We start from the raw sequence: 22,479 nt of genomic DNA on the forward strand, positions 1-22,479 counted from the left end.
GTCAGGCGAATGCCTCCTGCTCGTGTCGGAGCAGCCAGCGTTTCGTCTCGATGCCCTCGCCGGGTGTGTAGCCGGTGATACGACCATCGGAACCCACGACACGGTGGCACGGGATCAGGATGGCGATGCGGTTTGCGCTGATGGCGCCGCCGACGGCACGGGCGCCGTTCTCACGACCCACGCGGTGCCCGAGCTCTCCGTAGCTGATGGTCTCACCGCACGCGACGCGGAGGAGTGCGCCCCAGACCTCGTCTTGAAACGGAGTGCCGATCTGCAGAAGCGGGAGGTCGAATCGATCTCGCCTGCCGGCGAAGTAGTCGTCGAACTGCCGACGCGCCTCGTCGTGGAGAGCGGTGGGGCACTCGTCAAGACCCTCTCCGGGGAGGACGCCGCCTCGGGCGATGTCGACGCGGATGATGCTGCCGGATCGGGTGTGGATGCCCAAGGCCCCAACGGGGGAGTCGTGGCGGACGAAGGAGGTGGGAAAGAGGCGTGTTTTCTGCATGGGGCGACGCTAGAAGGAAGCGCAACAACCGCGGGGGCGCTTTCCACAGGCCTAACAGGGGGCGACGAAAGAGCGGGGAGCACCGGGACTGTCGACGATTGGTAGCGTGATCCCATCCGCCGACCGGCGGTCGATCGAGGAGGGCCCGTGGCGATGCTCAGCCCCCAGCGATTTCATCGCGTTCGGATCGGCTCCGAGGCGGTGGAGCTCACCGCCCCGGTAATAGTGGGTCGTCGTCCTTCTCCGCCCCGGGTGGTACGAGGAGTCACGCCGATATTGCTGACCACTCCGTCGCCCCGGCGCGAAGTCTCGTCCACCCACGTCGAGATCAGGCAGGAGGGCAGTGCCGTCGTGGTCACCGACCTCCGCTCGACCAATGGAACGCGTGTGACCATTCCGGGGCGGCATCCGGTCGCTCTTCGGCAAGGCGAGTCGATCGTCGTGCTCGTCGGCACCACAATTGACATCGGAGACGGTAACCGTCTCGAGATCCTGCCCAGTACGCGCATCACTCCTCAGGAAGACTTCACTCCGTGACAGAGATCGGCCGCCCGACGACCGCCCACAGCATTCGCTTCGACGAGGGGTCGACCGTCGTGCTCGACTGGGCGGGCGCTACCAACGTCGGCAAGCGTCGCGCCCACAACGAAGACAGCTTCATCGCCCGGGCACCGCTCTTCGTGGTCGCCGACGGGATGGGCGGGCACAGCGCCGGCGACGTTGCGAGTGACGCGGTCGTCACCCGTCTCGACCAGGCCGCCGACGGTGACTTCTTCGACACCGAGGCCCTCGAAGAAGCCCTTCGCACAGCGACCGACGACATCGAGATCGCCGCCATCGGCACCGAGCTGGGCGTGGGCACCACGGTCACGGGAGCGATTCTCACGCGGGAGGGCGAGGGGGCGTTCTTCACCATCTTCAACGTCGGGGACTCGCGCGTCTACATGCTCGACTCCGGTGTACTCCGCCAGGTCACCGTCGACCACTCTGTGGTGCAGGAGATGGTCCAGGCGGGCATGCTGCACCCCGATGACGCCGAGAATCACCCCGACAGCAATGTGATCACCAAGGCGATCGGCTTCGGGGCGGAGCCGAGCCCCGACTACTGGAGAGTCCCTGCCCGGCCGGGGCTCCGGATCCTCGTCTGCTCCGACGGTCTCACCAAAGAGTTGAACCCGCGAGCGATCGCCACGCTGCTCGATGCGAATCCCGAGTCGAACGCGGCTGCTCAGGCTCTCGTCTCCGCGGCCGTCGAGGCGGGCGGGCGCGACAACGTGACGGCCGTGGTCGTCGACGTGCGCGGTGCCGAGCATCCGGGTGACATCGAGGCGACCGTTCCCACGGGACAGCTGCCCCGCAACTGATTCGCGGCGGCACACATCGGGTCTCAGAGCCTGGCACCCCCCCGAAATGGGGTGTCCCCGGTTGTCCCCAGATGCACCCCCGAGACGAGAGGGGTATCGGCGGCTCCGCTTACAATGACGGACATCGGCAATTCGTCGGGGCTTGCAGAGCATCAGCCCCTGGCGGAGATAAACGGGCACACCCAACGCCCTGCGAATGCTGATCCGCACGCACTCGAGGAGGGGGCGACATGGCACGACGCCTCCCTTCTCAACCCCCGGTCCTCCCGGGTTTCTCGCACATGCACGTGCTCGGCTCGGGTGGTTTCGCCGATGTGTTCCTGTATGAGCAGAACATGCCGAGGCGTCAGGTCGCTGTCAAGGTCATGCTGAGCGAGGTCGTCAACGACCAGGTTCGTCAGATGTTCCAGGCCGAGGCCAATCTGATGGCGCAGCTGAGCGCTCACCCCTCAATCCTCACCGTCTACCAGGCGAGTGTGTCGGCCGATGGGCGTCCGTATCTCGTGATGGAGCTGTGCTCGTCGTCGTTGAGCGAGCGGTATCGGCGCGAGCGCATTCCCGTCGCCGACGTCCTCCGCATCGCCGTTAAAATCGGCAGCGCCCTCGAGACGGCCCATCGGCAGGGTGTTCTGCATCGCGATGTGAAGCCGTCGAACATCCTGATGACCGCCTACGGCCATCCCGTGCTCTCCGACTTCGGCATCGCCGCCTCGCTCGGTGAGAGCGAACCGAGCGAAGTCGTGGGGCTTTCGATCCCGTGGTCGGCCCCGGAGGTCTTGCGTGACGACAGCTCGGGCACGATCGCTTCGGAGGTCTGGTCGCTCGGCGCCACGGTGTACTCGCTTCTCGCAGGTCGCAGCCCGTTCGAGGTGATGGGGGGATCAAACACCTCGAGCGACCTCATGGCTCGAATCGAAAAGGGTCGATTCCAGGCGATCGGCCGAACAGACGTGCCGTCCGGGCTGGAGGCGACACTCGCGCGAGCGCTCTCGCACCGACCCGAAAACCGCCAGGGTTCGATTCTGGAGCTGATCCGGGAGTTCCAGCAGGTCGAATCCGAGATCGGAGTCGCCCAGACCGCCATAGAGGTGGCGGTCGACGATTGGGCGCTGGCCACCGTCGCCGATCTCGAAGACCGCACCCGGGTGCGCGGCTCCGAGACGCCGACCTCGGGCTCGTCGAATCGACGGCGACGTCGTCGACCCGCTGCCTCGTCGACGCCTGTTTCACGCACGCTCGACACCGGGGCGCGCAACTCGAACGCCATTCCCCGGTCGACGGGCACGCGCCCGGCCGGGCCGGTACGGCGTCGCCAGTACGTGTGGTGGGGTGTCATCGCGGCGGCGGCCGTGCTCATCGCCCTCGGGGGCGTCGCCACGCTCTTCCTCGTGCGATCGACGTCGACCGACATTCCACGGGTCAGCGACATCCAGGCGACGACCAAGGGATCATCGATCGAATTCAGCTGGGCGGATCCGGGCATCCGGAGCGGCGACTCGTACCTCGTGACGCAGGGCACCGACTCGAGCACCCAAACCTCCTCGACGTTCCTCGCGCCCGTCGACTCCGGTCAGCAGGTCTGCATCACGGTCACCGTCACCCGCGAGGGCAAACCCGGGCAGGTCAGCGCCGAGAAGTGCGCTTCGCCGGAGGAGACCGGGTGAGGCGGCTCCTCTCATATCTGTCGACTCACCGATCGTTTACCGCGACCGGTCTGGGTGTCGTGCTTCTGGCGGCCGTGGCGGCCACCATCGGCCTGACGAGCCCCGGCTACCAGGCCCAAAAGCTCAACCTCGACGACGGAACCGTCTGGGTGACGAACCAATCGCTCTCGGCCGTCGGGCGGGCCAATCCCGGTGTGCTCGAGCTGAACTCGGCCGTCCGTTCGAGTAGCTCCGACATCTCCGTGGTGCAAGATCCCCAGCATGTCCTGCTGGTGAACCGGAGCGACGCCACGGTTGGCGTGGTCGACACGGCCACGGCCGAACTCGGTCAGACCGTGCCCCTTCCGCCCGACTCTCCCGACGTGCTGCTGGCGGGCGACACGGCAGTCGTTCTCTCGCAGAAGACCGGGCAGTTCTGGACGACGCCGGTCGACACTCTGGCCTCGTTCGACGCGCAGACCCAGGCCGAGCTCAGCCTCGGGTCGACCGTGACGACGGGCATGAGCCCCGCCGGCCGTCTCTCCGCCTACTCGGCCGATACCGGCGAGCTCTCTATCGTCTCGTCGGTCACCCGGTTCGGGGTCACCGACCGTGCGCGCCTGAGTCTGCCCAAGCGCGATGCCTTCCAGGTCGCGACCGTCGGATCCCACTGGGCGGTTCTCGACCGGACCACCAAGACGCTCGTGGTCGACGGTCGCGCGGTGGAGCTCTCGGGCGAGATAACAGGCCGCGCGACGCTGCAGCGATCGGCGGATGCCGGATCCTCGATCTTGGTAGCGGGCTCGTCGGGCCTCGTCTCGGTGTCGTTCGGCGGCACGGTGACGAACCGGGTCGCCGATCGATCGGGAACACCGGCACGACCGGTCGTCGTCGGCGGCTGTTCCTACGCCGCATGGACCGACGGCGCGTCGTGGACCGACTGCCCGGGCGCAGGGGCGGCGGGCACGGGCGTGACCGAGCTGGCCTCGGTGCCGTCGTCGGCGGCGCTGGCCTTCGCCGTAACGGGTTCTCGGGTCGTGCTCAACGACACGGCCGGGGGACGGGCGTGGGCGATTCAGCGGGAGGGCCAGCTCATCGACAACTGGGGCGACCTGATCGACGATCAGCGCGACCAGCAGAACGACGAGACACCCGTCACCGACGACAAAGAGAAGCTCGAGGTGCAGCAGAAGCCTCCCGTGGCGACTGCCGATGACCTCGGTGCCCGGGCTGGGCGGGCCACCCTGCTTCCGGTGCTTCTCAACGACTACGACCCCAACGGCGATCCGATCTCGATCGACTCGGTGACCGACCCCACGTCGGCAGGCGCGACAGTGCAGGTCGTGTCGAACCGGCAGCAGATCATGCTGACCCTCCCCGCGGGGGCGACAGGATCGGTGACGTTCGGCTACACGATCTCGGACGGCCGCGGTGGCACCTCGACGGCGCGGGTGACGGTCGGAATCCACGGCGATGCCCTCAACGGCGCTCCCAAGCAGGTGCGGGCTCTCCGCGACGTCGTCTCGTCGTCGGGGCGGGTGACGGTCGACACTTTGGGATCGTTCGTCGACCCGGATGGCGATCCGTTCTACTTGACCGGCGCATCGGGTGGCGACGGGGGCACGGTCACGTTCAAGCCGACCGGCGAGGTCGTCTACCAGGATGCCGGCGACGGGCCGTCGACCCAAGAGATCGTGCTCTCGCTCTCGGACGGCCGCTCGACGGGCCGTGGCACCCTGCAGATCACCGTCGACGCCGCTGGCGCCACACCCCTCCGCGCCGAGTCGTTCTCCGTCCAGGCCGACGAGAACCGAACGACCACCATCAATCCGCTCCGCTATGCCTCCGGCGGTTCCGGCACGATCAAGCTGAACAGCGTCCCCGCAAAATCGGGCGTGACCATCACGCCGAGCTATTCGACGGGCACGTTCACCTTCGTCTCAGGCAACGTCGGCTCGCACCAGCTCGAGTACACGGTGACAGACGGTCAGAAGACCGCCACCGGCACGATCCGGGTCGACGTCCGCAGCCCTCCCGACCCGAACACGGCTCCGATCACGACACCGAAGTCCGTCTTCGTGCAGACGCTGAGCTCGCAGTCGGTCGACATCACGGCGACCGACATCGACCCGGCGGGCAACGTGCTCATGGTCACGGCCGTCGATGCTCCGGCGTCTTCATCGGGGGTCCAGGTGCAGACCCTGGAGCAGCGCTACCTTCGGATCACGCTGGCGCAGCCAATCGAGGCCCCCGTCTCGTTCACCTACACGGTCTCGAACGGGCTCGCGTCGTCGACGGGCACGGTCACCGTGGTCGAGATCCCGAAGCCGTCGCAACTCCAACCGCCGATCGCGACCAACGACCAGGTCACCGCCCGCGCCGGCCAAGCGGTCGACATCGACGTCCTCGCCAACGACGAGCAGCCCGACGGCGAAGACATCGTGCTCGAACCGAAACTCGTCTCGAACGTCTCGTCGGGAGGAGGGCTGCTGTTCGTGTCGGGGGAGCAGCTGCGGTACCTCGCACCCACCACACCAGGAAACTTCACCGCCGAGTATGCCGTCGACGGACCCGACGGTCAGAGGGCGACGGCTCAGGTCAGCATCTCGGTTCGTGAATCCGACCGCTCGACCAACCAGGCGCCGGTTCCGCAGACCGTGACGGCACGGGTTGTGGCGGGGCAGACCGTCCGGGTGCAGGTGCCCCTCGACAACATCGACCCCGACGGCGACTCGGTTCAGCTGCTCGGCGTCGACTCGAACCCCCAGAAGGGCAGCGTGTCGAGCGTCGGAGCGGGTGACATCGAATATCAGGCGGGAAGCTACTCGGCTGGCACCGACACCTTCACGTACACGGTCGTCGACGGGCTCGGCGCTCGGGCCACCGGCACCGTGCGCATCGGCATCGCCCCGCGCGCCCAGGGATCGAAAGACCCGATCGCGGTGGCCGACGCAGTCACCATGCGGCCGGGCGGAAGCATTCTGGTGCGGGTCCTGGCCAACGACTCCGACCCCGACGGGCAGGCGCTGCGGGTCACGGCGGTTCGGCCGAACGATACGTCCGTGAAGGCGACGATCCTCGCCGACGGCGTGGTGCGGGTCACGCCACCCGCCAAGACGAACACCTACGGGCTCGTCTACACGGTGGCGAATGCCAGCGGGGGCAGCAGTTCGAACTTCATCACGGTCAAGGTCGACCCCCGGGCCGAGCTCAACTACCCCGAAGCGGCCGACAGCGTGCTCACGCTCAAAGACGTGCTGGGTCGTACGACAGTCGACGTCGACGTGCTCGCGAACGTGTTCTTCGCCGACGGAAGCGTCTCGAGCCTCGGCCTGCGCCTCGTCGACGGGTACGGAGACACAGCGAGGGTTCTTTCCAACAAAAGGATCCGGGTCACCGTCACCGCCCGCAGCCAGATAATCCCCTTCGCCGTCTCTCATCCCGACGACTCGCGCATCACGACCTACGCCTTCATCCGCGTGCCGGGCTCCGACGAGACGCTCCCGCAGATCGACGAGACGGCGCCCGGGCTCTCCGTGGTCAGCGGCGCCACCCTCGACATCGACCTCAACGACCACGTCGTGGCGACAGGATCCAACGGGGTCCGGGTCACCGACAGCAGCACCGTTCGGGCGACGCACTCCGACGGAGCGAAGCTCGTGGTCGGCCCGAGTCGGCTTCGATTCACCTCGGCAGCGGGGTTCTTCGGTCAGGCGTCGATCTCGTTCCAGGTCACCGACGGCACCTCGGCCGACGACCCGAACGGCCACGTCGCGACGCTCGTGCTGCCCATCACCGTCACTGCTAGGCAGAATCAGCCGCCGGTCTTCCAGGCCTCGTCGATCGATTTGGAGCCGGGGGAGTCCCGGACACTCGACCTCCGACGTCTCACCACCTACAACTACCCGAACGACCTCGGGCAGCTCCGCTACGCCCTCACCACGTCGAGCGTGCCCGGCTTCCGGGTGGAGCTGACCGGCTCGAACCTCACCGTCTCGGCGACCTCGAGCGCCGCCACGGGCGACACGGGCCGGATCGGCGTCACCGTTCGAGACCGCACCTCGGCTGCGCAGGCCGGATCCGTCTCGATGACCGTCGTCCGTTCGACGAGGCCGTTGGCGATCGCCGCCGCCGACACCGCGATCGTCAAGCGCGGTTCGACAACGGTCGTCGACGTCCTCGCCAACGATCGGGCCGCGAACCCGTTCCCGGGTCAGGCGCTGCGCGTGATCGCGATCCGCGGCCTCGGCGGCAACTCCCTGCCGAAGGGGGTGTCGGTAAAGCCTTCCGCCGACAAGAGCCGCCTGACCGTCACGGTGTCCGCGTCAGCGAGGCCGACGAACTCGAACCTGCAGTACCAGATCGCTGACGTCACCGGCGATCCGTCCCGCTACGTCTGGGGCAACGTGACGATCTCGGTGCAGGACGTCCCCGACGCACCGGCGGCACCCACGCGCTCGGGTACCTTCGTGGGCGGCGAACTGACCCTCGCCTACCAGGCGTCGGTGGCCAACAACTCCGCGATCACGTCGTACCGGCTCACGAGCACCTCCGGCTCCGCGACGTACGTCAAAGACTGCGGTACCTCCACCCTGTGCACGCTCACCGACCTCGAGCCCGGCGTGCGCTACCAGTTCTCCGTCCAGGCGATCAACGCCGTCGGAGCGTCGCAACCGAGTGCCCTGAGCTCGGCGTATAGCGCCGACTTCGTCCCTTCGGCCCCGACCGGGGTGACAGTCACGCCGTCATCGACGACTCCGGGTGCGCTCGTGATCGCGTGGAATGCCGTGCCGAAACCGGCCCGAGGCACGTCTGTCGCCAGCTACGTGGTCGAGATCGCCGGCGACGGTGCCCCCGGATCGCAGACCGTACCCGCTTCGTCGACCTCGACCACGATCGGCGGGCTCACCCCGGGTGCGCAGTATTCGGTGCGGGTGTACGCCAAGAACGCCGCGGAGGTCGACAGCTCCGACGACTGGGCTCGTAGCGGTGCGGTCACGGGTTCACCCGTCGGCACGCCGGCGCCGGTCACGGGCATCACCGCATCGAGCGACCGAAACGGCGCGATCACGGTGAGCTGGACGGCCGCGGGGAGCAACGGGGGCAGCGCCGTGAACTATGTGGTGGGGCGCGATACCGCCGGATCCTCGACTCCCGCTTGCAGTGCCACCAGCAAGCCCGGCGCGATCTCGGGGGCTCTGCAGACGACGTCCTACGTCGACTCCAACGCGTCGGACGGCAAGTCGTACACGTACTTCGTCTACGCCGACAACGGCTACTTCTGCTCGGCGGCGAAGTCGGACGGCGTGCAGAGCCTGGCGGCTCCGGGGCAGGCCTCGGCGTCAATAGCCGTAGCGCCCAGCACGACCTCGGTCTTCTCCGATGTCACAGTCGGCGATCTGTCTGTCGCCAGCGGCACGGCCGTGCTTTACCAGGTGCGGAGCTCGGGCGTCTGGACGACCGTGCAGCGCGGAGACCAGCTGACCAGCTCTCAAGATCGAAGTGTGTACGGGTCGCCTCAGACCTATACCGTTCGCGGCTGCCGCGATGCCGCTGCGACAGTGTGCGGGCCCGCCGGAACGAGCAATTCGGCCACACCCGTCAGCACCGATGTCGGAGCGACCTACACGGGGCCGACAGACCTCACCCTCACCGGCAGCTACGCGTTCAACTACGACCCGGCTGCGAACCCCGGCTATAGCAAGCTCGAATTCCGCTGTGTCGGCGGCGACTGGCAGGATGCGGTCAGCGGTGCGAACTCCTGCACGGTCGACGGAGGGGGTCTTCTTGCGCCGAGCCTCGATATCAGAGTGACCGCCAACGGGCAGACTTACGAGCACACGTTCTCCGACCCGGCTACGCCCTGAGCCCCCACGCCAAGATCGTCACCCACACCGAAGGAACCCCCCGAGCATGAGCATGACGCCTGAGCAGGCCACCTGGTTCGCCGATATCTTCGCGCGCCTCGTCGGCAACGTCGACAAGGTGCTGCTCGGCAAGTCGTTCGTGATCAAGCTGTCGTTCACGGCCCTTCTGAGCGAAGGCCATCTTCTGCTCGAAGACTTCCCTGGCACGGGCAAGACGTCACTCGCCCGAGCCGTCGCGCAGACCGTGCAGAGCGAGAGCTCCAGGATCCAGTTCACCCCCGACCTCCTGCCCGGCGACATTACCGGCGTGAGCATCTACGACCAGAAGACGAGCGAGTTCGAGTTCCACCGCGGACCGATCTTCGCGAACATCGTGCTCGCCGATGAGATCAACAGGGCGAGCCCGAAGACCCAGTCCGCGCTTCTCGAAGTCATGGAGGAGTCGCGCGTCACGGTCGACGGGGTGACGCACGAGGTGGGGTCGCCGTTCATGGTGATCGCTACCCAGAACCCCATCGAGCAGGCGGGCACCTACCGCCTGCCCGAGGCGCAGCTCGACCGGTTCCTGATGAAGACCTCCATCGGGTATCCCGACCATGCGGCAACCCTGCGGATCCTCGAAGACTCCGCGGTTCGCGTGCACGAGGGCAGCCTGTCGCCGATCGTCGAAGCGGGAGTCATCGGCGAAATGTCTCGCCTCGCCCGAACCGTGCACGTCGATCCGGTCGTCGCCGACTACGTCGCCCGGATCGTCGAGGGCACCCGAACGGCTCCCGAAGTGCGTCTCGGTGTGAGCGTCCGCGGCGCCCTGGCTCTCGTGCGCGTCGCCAAGACGTACGCGGCGTCGACCGGTCGGCACTACGTGACACCCGACGACGTCAAGTTGCTCGCCGAGCCCGTTCTCGCCCACCGGATCGTGCTCGATCCCGAAGCGGAGTTCGACGGAGTCACCGCCAGCAGCGTCATCAGCCAGCTGCTGATCGAGATCGCGCCGCCCGCCGAGAGGGTCTCCGCGTGACCTGTGCGGCGGCGTACGCGTGACGCCGCCGGGAGAACGCGCTCGAACCGAGGGCTCGCGGGTGCAGGGATCGCCGGCGCAGCGGTCCCGCGCTGGGCGGCCGGGCCCTGACCGAGCGCGCGGCGAGAGCACGCGAAACGCCACCGCAGACTCGCACTACGGAACTAGCACGCAGGGGCTTACGAACGCCCGCACCCGGATCGTAGGAGACAGACAGGGTTTCAGCGCCGACATCGTCGTGCTGATCGTGCGGCTCGGTCGCCGGCTCGCTCTCGTCCTCAGCCGGGGAGTCGAGGTGGCCTCGAGCGTGGTCACCCCGGTCGGCTGGGCACTGCTGATCCTCACCCCCGCGTGCCTAGTGGCGGGCTATGCGCTCGGCTGGGTCGAGCTCGTCACGGTCGGATTCGCGCTCGTCGTCATCCTGATCCTGGCGGTCGTCACGGCCATCGGTCGCAGCGTCTTCACGATCGCTCTCGATCTGCCTCACAGCCGGGTGGCTGTGGGCGATGAGGCTTCCGGTCGCGTGACGGTGAGCAATCCGACGAGGCGCCGCGTGCTCGGGATCACCGTCGAGATTCCGATCGGCGCCGGTCTCGTGGAGCTCACCCTCCCGGGCCTGCGCGGTGGTGAATCGGTCGACGAGACCTTCGAGGTGCCGACGAACAAGCGCGGGGTCATTCCCGTGGGGCCGGTTCGCACGGTTCGCGGAGATCCGATCGGCCTCGTCCGCCGCGAGCTCGACTGGACCGACGTCGTCGAGCTGTTCGTCCACCCGCGCACCATCGGCATTCCGTCGACGAGCACCGGGCTGATCCGCGACCTCGAGGGCAGTCCGACCCGCGACCTCTCGCCGAGCGATATCTCGTTCCATGCCCTTCGCGAATACCTTCCGGGCGACGACCGCCGACACATCCATTGGAAGTCCAGCGCCCGCGCAGGCACCTACATGGTGCGGCAATTTGAAGAGACACGTCGCAGCCACATCGTGATCGCCCTGAGCCTCGCCAACGCCGACTTCGCCACCGAGGAGGAGTTCGAGCTCGGCGTCGGCGTGGCGGCGTCACTCGGGGTGCGCGCGATTCGCGACGCCCGGGAGGTCTCGGTGGTCGTGTCGGAGCGGACCCCCGAGTTCGCGAAGCGGAAGACCCTTGCCGTCCGTCCGCTGTCGACCCTCACCCCGACCCGTCTCCTCGACGATCTCTCGCTGGTGGCCTATTCCGAGGCCGCGCTCGGAATCTCAGACGTCGCTCGGGTGACGGGGGAGCAGGTCGCCGGCATCTCGGTCGCTTTCCTCGTGGTCGGCTCGACGACGGGTATCGGTGAGTTGCGCGCAGCCGCTTCGGCGTTCCCGGCGGGCGTCGAGACGGTGGCGATCGTCTGCGATCCCGAGACGGTTCCTGGCCTTCGCCGAGTCGCCGACATGACCGTGTTGACGGTCGGCTACCTCGAAGACCTGCAGAAGTCACTCGCCCGGACGGTGGCGTCATGACCGTCATCGACCGGAGAGAAACCCCGGTGAGTGGATCGGCGGCCCGCGGGCCGGGGCTTCGCCCGCGATCCACCCGGCCGAAGATCCGCACCGGTTTCGCCCTGGCCCAGACAGGCCTCTATTTCGTTGTCATGGTGGCGGCTAGCGCCACCCTCTGGCCCATCTACCGCAGCAGCGCCTTCCTGATCCTGCTCGTCGGCGGCTTCGCGCTCGGGGCGACCATCGCTCTCGCCGGTCTCTTTCTGCGGTTGGCGAGCATCTGGATCCTCGCGCTTCTGATCGTGGCGTTCGGGGTCTTCGGGGTTGCACTCGCGGTGCCGAACCAAGCGCTCTACGGGGTGCTCCCGAGCGTCGAAGGTCTGCGTGAGCTGGTCGGGGGCGTTGCGCTCGGCTGGAAGCAGCTGCTGACCATCACGCTCCCCGTGGGTGACTACCAGGCCCTGCTGGTCCCGGCTCTTGTGCTCGTGCTCGCCGGGACGACCGTGGGGCTCAGCACGGCGTTCCGAAGCCGCCGCGCCGAGCTGGCGCTCGTGCCGCCCGTGCTGATCTATCTGGTGGGCATCGTCCTCGGTCCGCGCGAGCCCCTCCTGCCTCTGATGACCGGACTGGTGCTGCTCGCGGTGTCGGTGCTCTGGATCGTCTGGTGGAGGCTCCGCCGGCGGCGCCTGGCCATCGACCTGCTGACACGGGGAACGACTGCCGGCCGCCGGAGGCCATCCAGAGGTGAGGCTCGCGGTCGGTCCGGTCACGGCGCCGTGGCACGCCGTGCCGTCGCCGGAACGCTGCTGACTCTCGTCGTCGCGACCGCCGCGGGAGCGGCTGTGACCGGCGCAATAGGCCCGAAGTCGTCGCGCTGGGTCGCCCGCGACGCCGTGCAGACACCTTTCGATCCGCGCGACTACGTGAGCCCCCTCAGCGGATTCCGCGCCTACGAGCAATCCGCCGAGGCCGACACACCCCAGATCACGGTCACCGGTCTCGGAGCGGGCGGCTTCGTCAGGATCGCCACTCTCGACACCTACGACGGCGTGCAGTTCTCGGTCGGCAGCGACGAAGTCTCGGCCGCTTCTGGCACCTTCGCGCGCGTGCCCACGTCGATCGATCAGGCTCAGGTCAGGGGCCGTCACGTCACGATCGATGTAGCCGTCGACGGCTACACGGGTGTCTGGGTTCCGACCGTGGGCAAGCTGGAGTCGATCGATTTCAGCGGCTCGAGAAGTGCCGCTCTTCGAGACGCGTTCTTCTACAACGACACTACGGGCACCGCCGCCGTCCTCGGCGGGCTCGCACAAGATGACTCGTATCGGCTCACTGCCGTCGAGCCGCAACAGCCCTCGCGAGCGGCGCTCCAGTCGTTGACCCCCGGCGACGCCAGTGTGCCTGCGCCGACGAAGGTGCCCTCGGCACTCACGGCCGCCCTCGAGTCGTACGTCGACGGGGTTCAGGGGCAGGGCCCACGCCTGCAGGCGGCCCTCGACGGCCTGAAGAAGAACGGGTACGTGAGTCACGGCGTCGGGGCCGACGAACCCGCCAGCCTCTCCGGCCACGGAGCCGACCGACTCACCCGCCTCTTCACAGACAACCTGATGATCGGCGACGGTGAACAATACGCCGCGGCGGCCGCGCTGATGGCCGACGAACTCGGGTTCCCCGCGCGGGTGGTGCTGGGATTCGCCGGCTCGTCATCGACGGGCGGCACGGCCACCTTCACAGGTTCCGACATCACGGCTCGTATCGAGGTCGACACCGCCCAGTACGGCTGGGTCTCGCTCGACCCGAACCCGGAACCCCGCGAGATCCCGAAAGACCAGCAAGTCGATCCGAACCAGGTCTCGCGACCCCAGTCGGTAATTCAGCCGCCCCAGCAAGAGGCTGACCCGCCGAACGATCAGACCCAACCGCAGAGCCGCCAGGACAGCCCCACCGACCCACCGGCCTGGATCGCCCTCCTGCTCTCAGCCGGCCGCATCGCTGGCTGGGCCGCCCTCATAGCCGGCCTGGTGATGTCGCCGTTCCTCGCGATCGTCGCGGTCAAGGGGCGTCGACGGGTGCGGCGGCGCCGTGCCCGCGACCCTGGCGTCCGCATGACTCACGGATGGCAGGAGTACCACGACGCCGTCGTCGACCACGGCATCCCCACCCCGAGCTCCGCCACTCGAAGCGAGGTCGCGGCGGCGGTCGGCAGCACCCGCGCCGGTGTTCTCGCTCGCGTGGTCGACCGGGCCGTCTTCGCTCCCGAGCCGCCGTCCGCACCCGACGCGGATCGCGTCTGGAAGGCGGTCGGTGAGATGCGCACCCATCTCGATACGGGCCTCACTCGCTGGCAACGATTCCGGGCCGCGGTCTCGACGAGGTCGCTCCGTGGATACCATGGCCGGAAGCCTTTCAAGCGTTAGGGATCACTCACCACACATGCGTTGCCCCACCTGCTCGAGCCCGCTGCCCGACGGAGCCATGTTCTGCGGCCAGTGCGGTCGTGCCATCACCGCGGCCGACTGGGCTGCATTCCGTGCCGAGGCCCCGGTCGAGCAGGCGCCGGTGGCGGCTCAGCCTCGCCGCCCGTGGGTGTTGCAGGAGCCCCAGACCACCGCTGTTCCGGCCGGCACGCCCTGGTGGCTCGACAGCGAGCGCGCGGGCGGGGCGCCTAAGGACGGCGTTCCTGAAGACGGCGGGCCCGAAGACGGCGGGCCCGAAGACAGCGCTCTCGAAGACGGCGAGTCCGGAGACGACGAGACGCCCCGGCGCCCCGACGAGAACGGGTCGAGGATCCCACGGGGTCACCGAGACAACGAACCTCTCGCTGGCGAGGCGGGGGCTGACCGGCCTCGTGCCGCCGCATCGGCAGGCGCGGAGCGGTCTGACACGGGCGCGGTGCGCCCGGCGTCCGTGCCGCTGTGGACGGCGTCGGTGACTCCGATCGCGGTTGACCCCGCGATCAAGGGGGATGCCCGCCCCACCCCGACCACACAGGACTCGAACGACGAAGCCGACGTCGCCGCTTCGCTCCCCGCTGCCGCGCCGACCGACGATACTCCTGGGGTGGTCGATCACGCGGCCGCCGTGGAACCGCCCGCCGACGATGCCGAGGTCGCCGACGTCGCACCTGCGGTGGCGGTCGAGCCGGTGCTGGAGGATGAGCCGTCGGATCCTGAGCCCCTCGCCGCTCCGGTCGGCCCTGACGTGGTCGCCGTCGAGGGCGATACCAACGTGATCGCCCCGCTCGTTGCGCCGACAACAGCGCGCGAATCGGCCGGCGCTGTGTGCTCGGACTGCGGCGCACCCCTGCACCAGGGCGATATCTTCTGTGGCGAGTGCGGGGCCGTGGTGCAGTCTGTAGCCGCCTCCTTCACCGGACCCATCGTGCCGATCACCGGCGCTGCTGCGGCACCATCGAGCGGACGTACCCCTCCGCAACGCCCCCTGCCAGAACGCCCTCAGCCGGAACGCCCTCAGCCGGGCAGGACGCACGAGGCCCCTCCGGCCCCCCGGTCGGCCCCATTGACCCCGACACCCCTGCCGTCGCCGGTCGAGGTGTCACCGCCCTTCGTGCCTGATCCGGTTCCCGCGCCTAAGCGACGACGGCTCTTCGGTCGTCGACAGGCGAGCGAAGCGCCGCAGTTGTGGTCGTCGCCGCCAGCTGCGCCCCCGCAATCCGCGTCCGATCCTTCGGCTTCTACTGCCGCCCCCGTCGAGCCGATTCGGCACGCGGGAACTCCCACGCACTCTGCTCCGACTGCCGCGCGCCACATGCCGCCCGCCTCGTCGTCGGAGGTACCCCCTGTCCGCGTCGGCGACGTGCCCGAGGCCCTGGTCGATCGGCCCGTCAGCCCCCCGCAACCGCCTGTGCGAGCAGCCGAACCCGAGGCCCCTGCGGCGAGCCGCCCGGCGGAATCGGCAGTGCCGACCGTCGCCCCCGCTCCGCAGGCCTCGCCGTCGGCCGCGCCCTGGGCCGTGACCCTCGGCGCGCCGGCCGACGACGTCGAGAGCACTCGCATCGTGCCGCGTCGCGAGGTAGGGGAATCGTTCATCCTCCAGTTCTCGACGGGCGAGAGTTTCACCGTTCAGGGAAGCGGCCTCGTCGGACGAGCCCCGACGCCGCAGCCGGGCGAGGCGATCGAGCTGCTCGTCCGGATCCTCGACCCCGGCCGCTCGGTCTCGAAAACGCACCTCGAATTCGGCCAGGACGACGGCCACCTGTGGGTCGCCGATCGCTGGTCGGGCAACGGCACGATCGTGAAGGCGCCGTCGCAGGAGGTCCGCCGGGCCGAGCCGGGCAAGCGTGTTCGCGTGCCCCGGGGCGCGCGGGTCGAAATCGGCGAGCAGTTCTTCATCGTCAGCTGAGACGGGCTGCGAGCGCGACTCGCTGGTCACGATCACGACTTTCTGGGCACGGTCACGAGTCGCGGGGCGTCACCTCGTCTCCACAGGCGAGGATCCGAGACCGTCTCACCACAGATCCCCGCATCCACGCCTGCCGAGGTGTCGCGACGGCTTGACTCGACGTATGAGCCACGTCCACCTCACCGCACCGCAGCCTCCGCCGGGCACTCCGACGCCGTCCTTTCCCATCGTCGCTTCCGCGGCCCTGGGCCTCCTGCTTGCAGTCACTCTGGCGCTCTCGCCTCCGACGCCGATGCTCGCGGTCGGCATGGGCGTGGTCGCACTCGCCGCCGTCGCGGAGGTACTCATTCGCGGGGCGCTGCGAGAGCGGCATCGACGCGACGGGTGTGCCGCAGCGCGGCTCGACTTTGAGAGGCGTCTTGACGAGGCGATGGCCGAGGAGCTCGCCGGGCTCGTTCGGGGCTGCGATCCTCCTCGGGCGAGGAGCGCAGTCGTGGGGTCGGGAGCGGTCGTGAGCGCGGTGCAGGTCGGGGGTGAGGCGGCTCCGCGGATCCTTGAGAAGGCCCCCCTCGGTGCCCCAGCTACACGAGTGCGCCTGTTCGCGCCTCCGGCACTCAGCGCGCTGCTGCCGTCCCTGGTGCGGCTCGGGGCCGAGACTGTCGTCGAGGTCTCACCGCCGGCGGCAGCCCTCGGTCTGGCCGTGCCGCCGGAGACGGTGGATGTCTGGGTCGGGCCCGACGGCATCGCCTGCGCGCGGGCAGCGGGGGAGTGCGGTGGCGCCTGGACCGCCCTCGAGCTCGGGGCCGTCGCACAGCCCCGGGCCGACCGACCAGCTCGCCCCGACCCGTCCTGTCTCGGGAGCACCGCGTGACGCAGCCCCGCAGACCCGCAGCTCAGCAGCCCGGCAGCTCAGCAGCTCGGCAGATCAGCCGCGCAAATCGGCCTCGTGCGCCAACCGCGCAGCCTCGCGAATCAGCCGCGCATCCCCACCAGCGCCGCGCCGGCCCGGATACCACCGACCACGACGCCGCCGCCGGTCACGCGCTCCAGCGTCTGGTCGAGCACGCGATCGACGGCGTCCGATGCGACGGCCCCTTCGGCTTCGAGCAGGGTCAGTCCTGCGAGTGTGCCGGCCCGGAGGTTGCCGTCGAGCACCTTCACGGCGACGGCGAGTCCCTCACGGCTCCCCATGATCATGACTCCCTCGGCACCCAGCTTCGCGAACAGACCGGTCTCGTCAATCGTGACGGTGTTCGCGCGACCTTCGCCGTCGAGAGCCCAGGCGTCGTCGAACACGGCACGAACCAGATGGCCCGCCAAAGGGTCGTCGTCGGTGTCGGCCGACCGCACCAGACGAGCAACGGCCCCCGCGAGCCCTGTGAGCGTCGCCGCGAACACGGGTGCACCGCAGCCGTCGACACCGGCGTGATCGACCGTCTCGCCGAGGTAGTCGGCGACCGTCTCGCTGGCAGCCACCTGCAGCGGGTGGTCGAGGTCGTCGTACGAGCGCGGGTCCCAGCCGTTCTCAGCACAGGCGAGGAGAAAGCCGGCGTGCTTGCCACTGCAGTTCATGAAGATGCGTCGCTTGTCGCTCGCCGTCCGCGCGGTGTCGCGATCGTACGGCCAGTCGGGCGGGCACAGCAGGTCGTCTTCGGTGGCACCGATCCGGGCCAGCATGCCCTCGACGACGGCCTGGTGACGCGGGGTCCCGGCATGGCTGGCGGTCGAAAGCACCGCCTCCGGCCCCTCCAGTCGCACCCCCGACCGCAGCACGGCGAGAGCTTGAAAAGGCTTGAGGCACGAGCGCGGATAGATCGACGCGGCGGCATCACCGAGCGTTCGCACGATCCGCCCAGACGAGTCGACCACGGCGGCGGCGCCGATGTGGCGACTCTCGGCCATGCCGGAGCGCTGGAGCACCGCGAGCTCCACGCTTCCCGACACCTCCAGCGGATGACGCGACGTAGCGGGCTTCGGATCCTGGTGCTCGTGACTCATGAGGCCGAGTGTAACTTTGACGGCATGATCGACCACACCTACGCGCTGCACGCCGTCTGGACGGGCAATCGCGGCCGGGGAACCCGCGACTACCGCTCGTACGGGCGCGATCACACGCTGACCGTCACGGGCAAGCCCGAGATCCTCGGGTCGGCCGACAAGCCGTTCCGCGGCGACGTCGATCGCTGGAACCCCGAAGAGATGCTTCTCGCGGCCCTGTCGCAGTGCCACCTGCTGAGCTACCTGTGGGTGTGCACGACGGTCGACGTCGTCGTCACAGGCTACGTCGACGACGCCACCGGCACGATGGTGCAGACGTCCGACGGGGGCGGGCACTTCACTGAGGTCGTGCTGCACCCGACAGTTACGGTGGCCGACGAGTCGATGGTCGAGCGGGCTCGAGAGGCGCACCGTGAGGCGTCGGCGAAGTGCTTCATCGCCTCCTCGATGAACTTCCCGGTGCGCCACGAACCCACCGTCGTCGTGGCGAACGCTCAGCTTCCCGCCTGAAAGCTCAGCGACACTGGCTGGCGATGCCCAGACTCTCCGCCTTCGCCGCTCTCGCTCTCGTTCCCGCCGTCGCCGTCGCCCTGGCCGGCTGCTCAGGATCCCCGAGCACCTCTGCCACCTCGACGTCGACCCCGAACCCGTCGTCGACCGCTGCCGCCGAGACCCAGTCGTCGTGCACGGCGCCCTCCGCGGGTACTGCCTCGAAGTCGGTCAAGGTCACCGGCAAGCTCGACGCCGCTCCCACCGTGAAGTTCGACAAGGGCCTGTCGGTCACGTCGACCCAGCGGTCGACCGTGATCGAAGGATTCGGCGAGAAGGCCCTTACCGGCACCCTCCTCGACGTCGCCTTCACCATCTACGACGCCAAGACCGGCAAGAAGATCTCCACCGCCGGCTATTCGGGCTCCGCGGCCACCCAGTTCACGGTCTCGAAAGACCTCTACCTCGCAGGCCTCGTCGACGGCATGCACTGCGCCCAGGTTGGCTCCCGCACTGTGACGGTCGCCGACTCGGCCGACATGTTCGGCACGACCGGCAACGAGTCGCTCGGCGTCGCTGCCGGCGACGACATGGTGATCGTCATGGACATCTTGTCGAAGGTGCCGACGAAGGCGACCGGCACGACCGTGGCGCCGAAGAGCGGATTCCCGGCCGTGAAACTGGCAGCCGACGGCAAGCCGACCGTCACGATTCCCAAGACCACGGCGCCGAAGTCGCTCAAGCTCGAGGTGCTGAAGAAGGGCGACGGCGCCATCGTCAAGAGCGGCGCGACGGTCACCGTGCAGTACCAGGGCACGCTCTGGCGCACCGGCGAGGTGTTCGACCAGAGCTGGGGGAGCGGGCCCACCTCGTTCTCGGCCGACAAGGTGGTCGCCGGTTTCAAGAAAGCTGTCGTCGGTCAGACGATCGGATCGCAGGTCGTCGTGATCGTGCCGCCGAGCGAGGGCTACGGCTCGGCCGGAAACACGACCGCGGGCATCAAGGGAACCGACACGCTCGTCTTCGTGGTCGACATCCTCGCGCAGGGCTGATCACCTCGACCTGAGGTGCTGGCGGATTTCTCGACACCGGGTCTCGACGCGAACACCGCCCAAAGACGGTGCCGAGACCCAAAGACGGTGCCAAGACCGAAAGACGGGGCCGACCAGCCGCCCGCAATAGGCTGACTGCATGCGACGCGTCACCGTTCTCGGATCCACCGGCTCCATCGGGGTCCAGGCCCTCGAAGTCATCGAAGCCAACCCGCACCTGTTCGAGATCGTCGGTCTCTCCGCCGGCACGAACGCCGAGCTGCTGGCCGAGCAGGCGGCGAAGTTCGGCGTCGAGCACACGGCTCTGGGCACGGCCGAGTCGGTGGCTCTAGTCCACGACGTCGAGACCGACGTCGTGCTGAACGGCATCACGGGCTCGGTCGGGCTCGGTCCGACCCTGGCCGCTCTCGAATCGGGGGCGACTCTCGCCCTGGCGAACAAGGAGAGCCTCATCGTCGGCGGCGACCTCGTCAAGGCGAAGGCGGCACCCGGTCAGCTCGTTCCCGTCGACTCCGAGCACTCCGCGATCGCGCAGGCGCTCCGTTCGGGCACGCAGCAGGAGGTCCGCCGCCTGGTCTTGACGGCGTCGGGCGGCCCGTTCCGCGGAAGGACCCGCGACCAACTGAAAGACGTCACACCGCGAGAAGCCCTCGCTCACCCCACCTGGGACATGGGCCTCGTCGTCACCACCAACTCGTCCACTCTCGTCAACAAGGGTCTCGAGGTGATTGAGGCGCACCTGCTGTTCGACATCGACTACGACCGGATCGACGTCACGGTGCATCCGCAGTCGATCGTCCACTCGATGGTCGAGTTCGTCGACGGCTCCACGATCGCCCAGGCGTCGCCGCCCGACATGCGCCTGCCGATCGCTCTCGGCATGGCGTGGCCCAACCGCGTGCCGGGCGTCGGCAGGCCCCTCGACTGGACGACCGCCTCGGAGTGGACTTTTGCGCCCCTTGACTCCGCCGCGTTCCCCTCGGTCGATCTGGCCAAACAGGTCGGCCGTGCCGGGGCGACTTTCCCGGCCGTCTTCAACGCCGCCAACGAGCAGGCCGTGCTCGCCTTCCATGCCGGCCGCATCGGCTATCTCGACATCCTCGACACCATCCGGGCAGTGGTCGACCTGCACGAGCCGGCGGAGCTGACGCTTGAGGGTGTGCTCGATGCCGAGCGCTGGGCTCGAGCGGCGGCGGATCGGATCCTCGGCTCCCGCTGACTCGGGTCGCGAGATCGAAGGATCCGCCGACCCGCCGCGAGGCTCAGCGGCCTTGCGGCTCGTTCATGCCTTCCGTCCCGTACTGTGCCCTACGTGGAAACAGTCCTGCTCTATATCGTCGGCATCCTGATCGTCGTCGTCGGCCTCATCGTGTCGATCGGCCTGCACGAGATCGGCCACCTCATTCCGGCGAAGGCGTTCGGCGTGAAGGTGGGCCAGTACATGATCGGCTTCGGGCCGACGATCTTCTCGCGCAGGAAGGGCGAGACCGAGTACGGGGTCAAGGCGATCCCTCTCGGCGGCTACATCTCGATGTCGGGCATGTTCCCACCGCAAAAGACCGCCGAGGTCGCGGAAGACGCCCTCGGCGCACCTGGTGAGCAGCACCGAGTCGCGGCGGGTCGCACCGCCACGACCGGCGTCTTCCAGACTCTGGTGCAAGACGCCCGCACTGCCAGCGCCGAGACCGTCGACGAGGGGGAGGAGCAGCGCACCTTCTACCGGCTCGCAGTGCCCAAGCGCATCGTCATCATGCTCGGCGGGCCCGTCATGAACCTGCTCATCGCCATCGTGCTGTTCGCCGCCGTGCTCTGCGGCATCGGCACGCAGCAGCCGACGACCACGGTGGGGTCGGTCTCGGCGTGTGTGCTGCCGGCGGGGTCGACCGAGACGACGTGCCCCGCGGGTGCCACCCAGTCGCCCGGGGCAGCAGCTGGCATCCGGGCGGGCGACCGGATCCTGAGCATCGACGGCACGGCCGTTTCGAGCTGGGATCAGTCGACGTCGATCATCCAGAAGTCGTCCGGCAAGACGGTCGACATGGTCGTGCTTCGCGATGGCGCGCGGGAGACGCTGAAGATCACCCCGCTGTTGACGAAGCGCTACGTGACCGACGCGAACGGCAACTACGTCACCGACTCGTCGGGGGCGAAAGAGACCGAGGAGGTCGGATTCGTCGGCATCGGCTCGGTCTACGAGCGGCAGCAGTCGCCCGTGTCGGCCGTGCTGCCGGCAGTCGGCAGCAACATCGCCACTGTCGGCCACCTGATTCTGAACCTGCCGCAGCGCCTGATCGGAGTAGCGCAGGCGGCATTCGGCGGCGGAGAGCGCGACCCCAACGGCCCGGTCAGCGTCGTGGGCGTCGGCCGTATGGCCGGCGACGTGGCGAGCCTCAACTCGGTGCCCGTGCTCGACCGCGCAAGTGTGCTGGTGGGTCTGCTCGCCTCGTTGAACGTCGCGCTCTTCGTCTTCAACCTGATTCCGCTCATGCCGCTCGACGGCGGCCATGTCGCGGGGGCCATCATCGAGGGCGTGCGTCGCTTCTTCGCGAAGCTCTTCGGACGCAAGGATCCGGGGCCTGTCGATACGGCCAAGGTGATCCCCCTGACCTTCGCCGTGGTCGCCATCCTCGGTGCCATGAGCCTGCTGCTCTTCTACGCCGACATCGTCAACCCGATCTCGATCGGCTGAGGGTTCGAGAGACCGGCCTCGGCG

Annotated in this window: 15 protein-coding genes; 13 read left to right on the forward strand and 2 right to left on the reverse strand. The window is 68.5% G+C overall.

What is annotated here, in order from left to right; genetic code table 11:
• Window position 1 precedes the first annotated feature (1 nt).
• Window positions 2-505: a methylated-DNA--[protein]-cysteine S-methyltransferase gene (locus ITJ49_RS08960; RefSeq protein ID WP_194604223.1), complete on the reverse strand. Its 504-nt coding sequence runs from the start codon at window positions 503-505 to the stop codon at window positions 2-4.
• 276 nt (window positions 506-781) lie between these two features.
• On the opposite strand from ITJ49_RS08960, the gene ITJ49_RS08965 reads away from it, so the two are divergent.
• The 9 genes from ITJ49_RS08965 to ITJ49_RS09005 all read left to right on the forward strand — a co-directional run bounded on the left by ITJ49_RS08965 (window position 782) and on the right by ITJ49_RS09005 (window position 17,098).
• Window positions 782-1,042, forward strand: a complete 261-nt coding sequence (locus tag ITJ49_RS08965) for an FHA domain-containing protein (RefSeq protein WP_370544436.1) — start codon at window positions 782-784, stop codon at window positions 1,040-1,042.
• Window positions 1,039-1,869: a PP2C family serine/threonine-protein phosphatase gene (locus ITJ49_RS08970; RefSeq protein WP_370544437.1), complete on the forward strand. Its 831-nt coding sequence runs from the start codon at window positions 1,039-1,041 to the stop codon at window positions 1,867-1,869. Before ITJ49_RS08965 ends, ITJ49_RS08970 begins: the two co-directional genes overlap by 4 nt.
• Window positions 1,870-2,099: 230 nt before the next feature.
• On the forward strand, window positions 2,100-3,533 hold the full coding sequence (locus ITJ49_RS08975) for a serine/threonine-protein kinase (RefSeq protein WP_194604226.1): 1,434 nt from the start codon (window positions 2,100-2,102) through the stop codon (window positions 3,531-3,533).
• Window positions 3,530-9,379 carry an Ig-like domain-containing protein gene (locus tag ITJ49_RS08980; protein WP_194604229.1) on the forward strand — a complete coding sequence of 1,950 codons (5,850 nt, stop codon included), beginning with the start codon at window positions 3,530-3,532 and terminating at the stop codon, window positions 9,377-9,379. Before ITJ49_RS08975 ends, ITJ49_RS08980 begins: the two co-directional genes overlap by 4 nt.
• A gap of 46 nt (window positions 9,380-9,425) precedes the next feature.
• On the forward strand, window positions 9,426-10,397 hold the full coding sequence (locus tag ITJ49_RS08985; protein WP_194604234.1) for a MoxR family ATPase: 972 nt from the start codon (window positions 9,426-9,428) through the stop codon (window positions 10,395-10,397).
• 238 nt (window positions 10,398-10,635) lie between these two features.
• Window positions 10,636-11,886 carry a DUF58 domain-containing protein gene (locus ITJ49_RS08990; RefSeq protein WP_370544438.1) on the forward strand — a complete coding sequence of 417 codons (1,251 nt, stop codon included), beginning with the start codon at window positions 10,636-10,638 and terminating at the stop codon, window positions 11,884-11,886.
• Window positions 11,883-14,282, forward strand: coding sequence for a transglutaminaseTgpA domain-containing protein (locus ITJ49_RS08995; protein ID WP_194604241.1), 2,400 nt, complete (start codon window positions 11,883-11,885; stop codon window positions 14,280-14,282). The genes ITJ49_RS08990 and ITJ49_RS08995 overlap by 4 nt, the downstream gene beginning before the upstream one ends.
• Window positions 14,283-14,298: 16 nt before the next feature.
• Complete coding sequence (locus ITJ49_RS09000; RefSeq protein WP_194604243.1) at window positions 14,299-16,227, forward strand: zinc-ribbon domain-containing protein; 1,929 nt, start codon at window positions 14,299-14,301, stop codon at window positions 16,225-16,227.
• Window positions 16,228-16,390: 163 nt separating this feature from the next.
• A complete protein-coding gene (locus ITJ49_RS09005; RefSeq protein WP_194604246.1) occupies window positions 16,391-17,098 on the forward strand; it encodes a hypothetical protein in 708 nt (235 codons plus the stop codon).
• A gap of 101 nt (window positions 17,099-17,199) precedes the next feature.
• Here the strand turns inward: ITJ49_RS09005 and ITJ49_RS09010 are convergent, their stop codons facing one another.
• Window positions 17,200-18,225 carry an asparaginase gene (locus tag ITJ49_RS09010; protein ID WP_194604249.1) on the reverse strand — a complete coding sequence of 342 codons (1,026 nt, stop codon included), beginning with the start codon at window positions 18,223-18,225 and terminating at the stop codon, window positions 17,200-17,202.
• A 24-nt stretch (window positions 18,226-18,249) separates the two neighbouring features.
• Here ITJ49_RS09010 and ITJ49_RS09015 point away from each other — a divergent pair, with 24 nt between their 5' ends.
• From ITJ49_RS09015 to ITJ49_RS09030, 4 genes are all read left to right on the forward strand, one after another.
• A complete protein-coding gene (locus tag ITJ49_RS09015) occupies window positions 18,250-18,735 on the forward strand; it encodes an OsmC family protein (RefSeq protein ID WP_194604251.1) in 486 nt (161 codons plus the stop codon).
• Between the two features lie 23 nt (window positions 18,736-18,758).
• The gene (locus ITJ49_RS09020) at window positions 18,759-19,766 is read left to right on the forward strand and encodes an FKBP-type peptidyl-prolyl cis-trans isomerase (protein WP_194604255.1); all 1,008 of its coding nucleotides are present in this window, start codon (window positions 18,759-18,761) and stop codon (window positions 19,764-19,766) included.
• 139 nt (window positions 19,767-19,905) lie between these two features.
• Window positions 19,906-20,985 (forward strand): 1-deoxy-D-xylulose-5-phosphate reductoisomerase, encoded by a 1,080-nt coding sequence (gene dxr, locus ITJ49_RS09025; RefSeq protein ID WP_194604257.1) that lies wholly within the window; start codon window positions 19,906-19,908, stop codon window positions 20,983-20,985.
• A gap of 93 nt (window positions 20,986-21,078) precedes the next feature.
• Window positions 21,079-22,455: a site-2 protease family protein gene (locus ITJ49_RS09030; RefSeq protein ID WP_194604260.1), complete on the forward strand. Its 1,377-nt coding sequence runs from the start codon at window positions 21,079-21,081 to the stop codon at window positions 22,453-22,455.
• The last annotated feature ends 24 nt before the right edge of the window (window positions 22,456-22,479 follow it).

Source organism: Frondihabitans sp. VKM Ac-2883, from assembly GCF_015350875.1.
Classification (GTDB): Bacteria; Actinomycetota; Actinomycetes; order Actinomycetales; family Microbacteriaceae; genus Frondihabitans.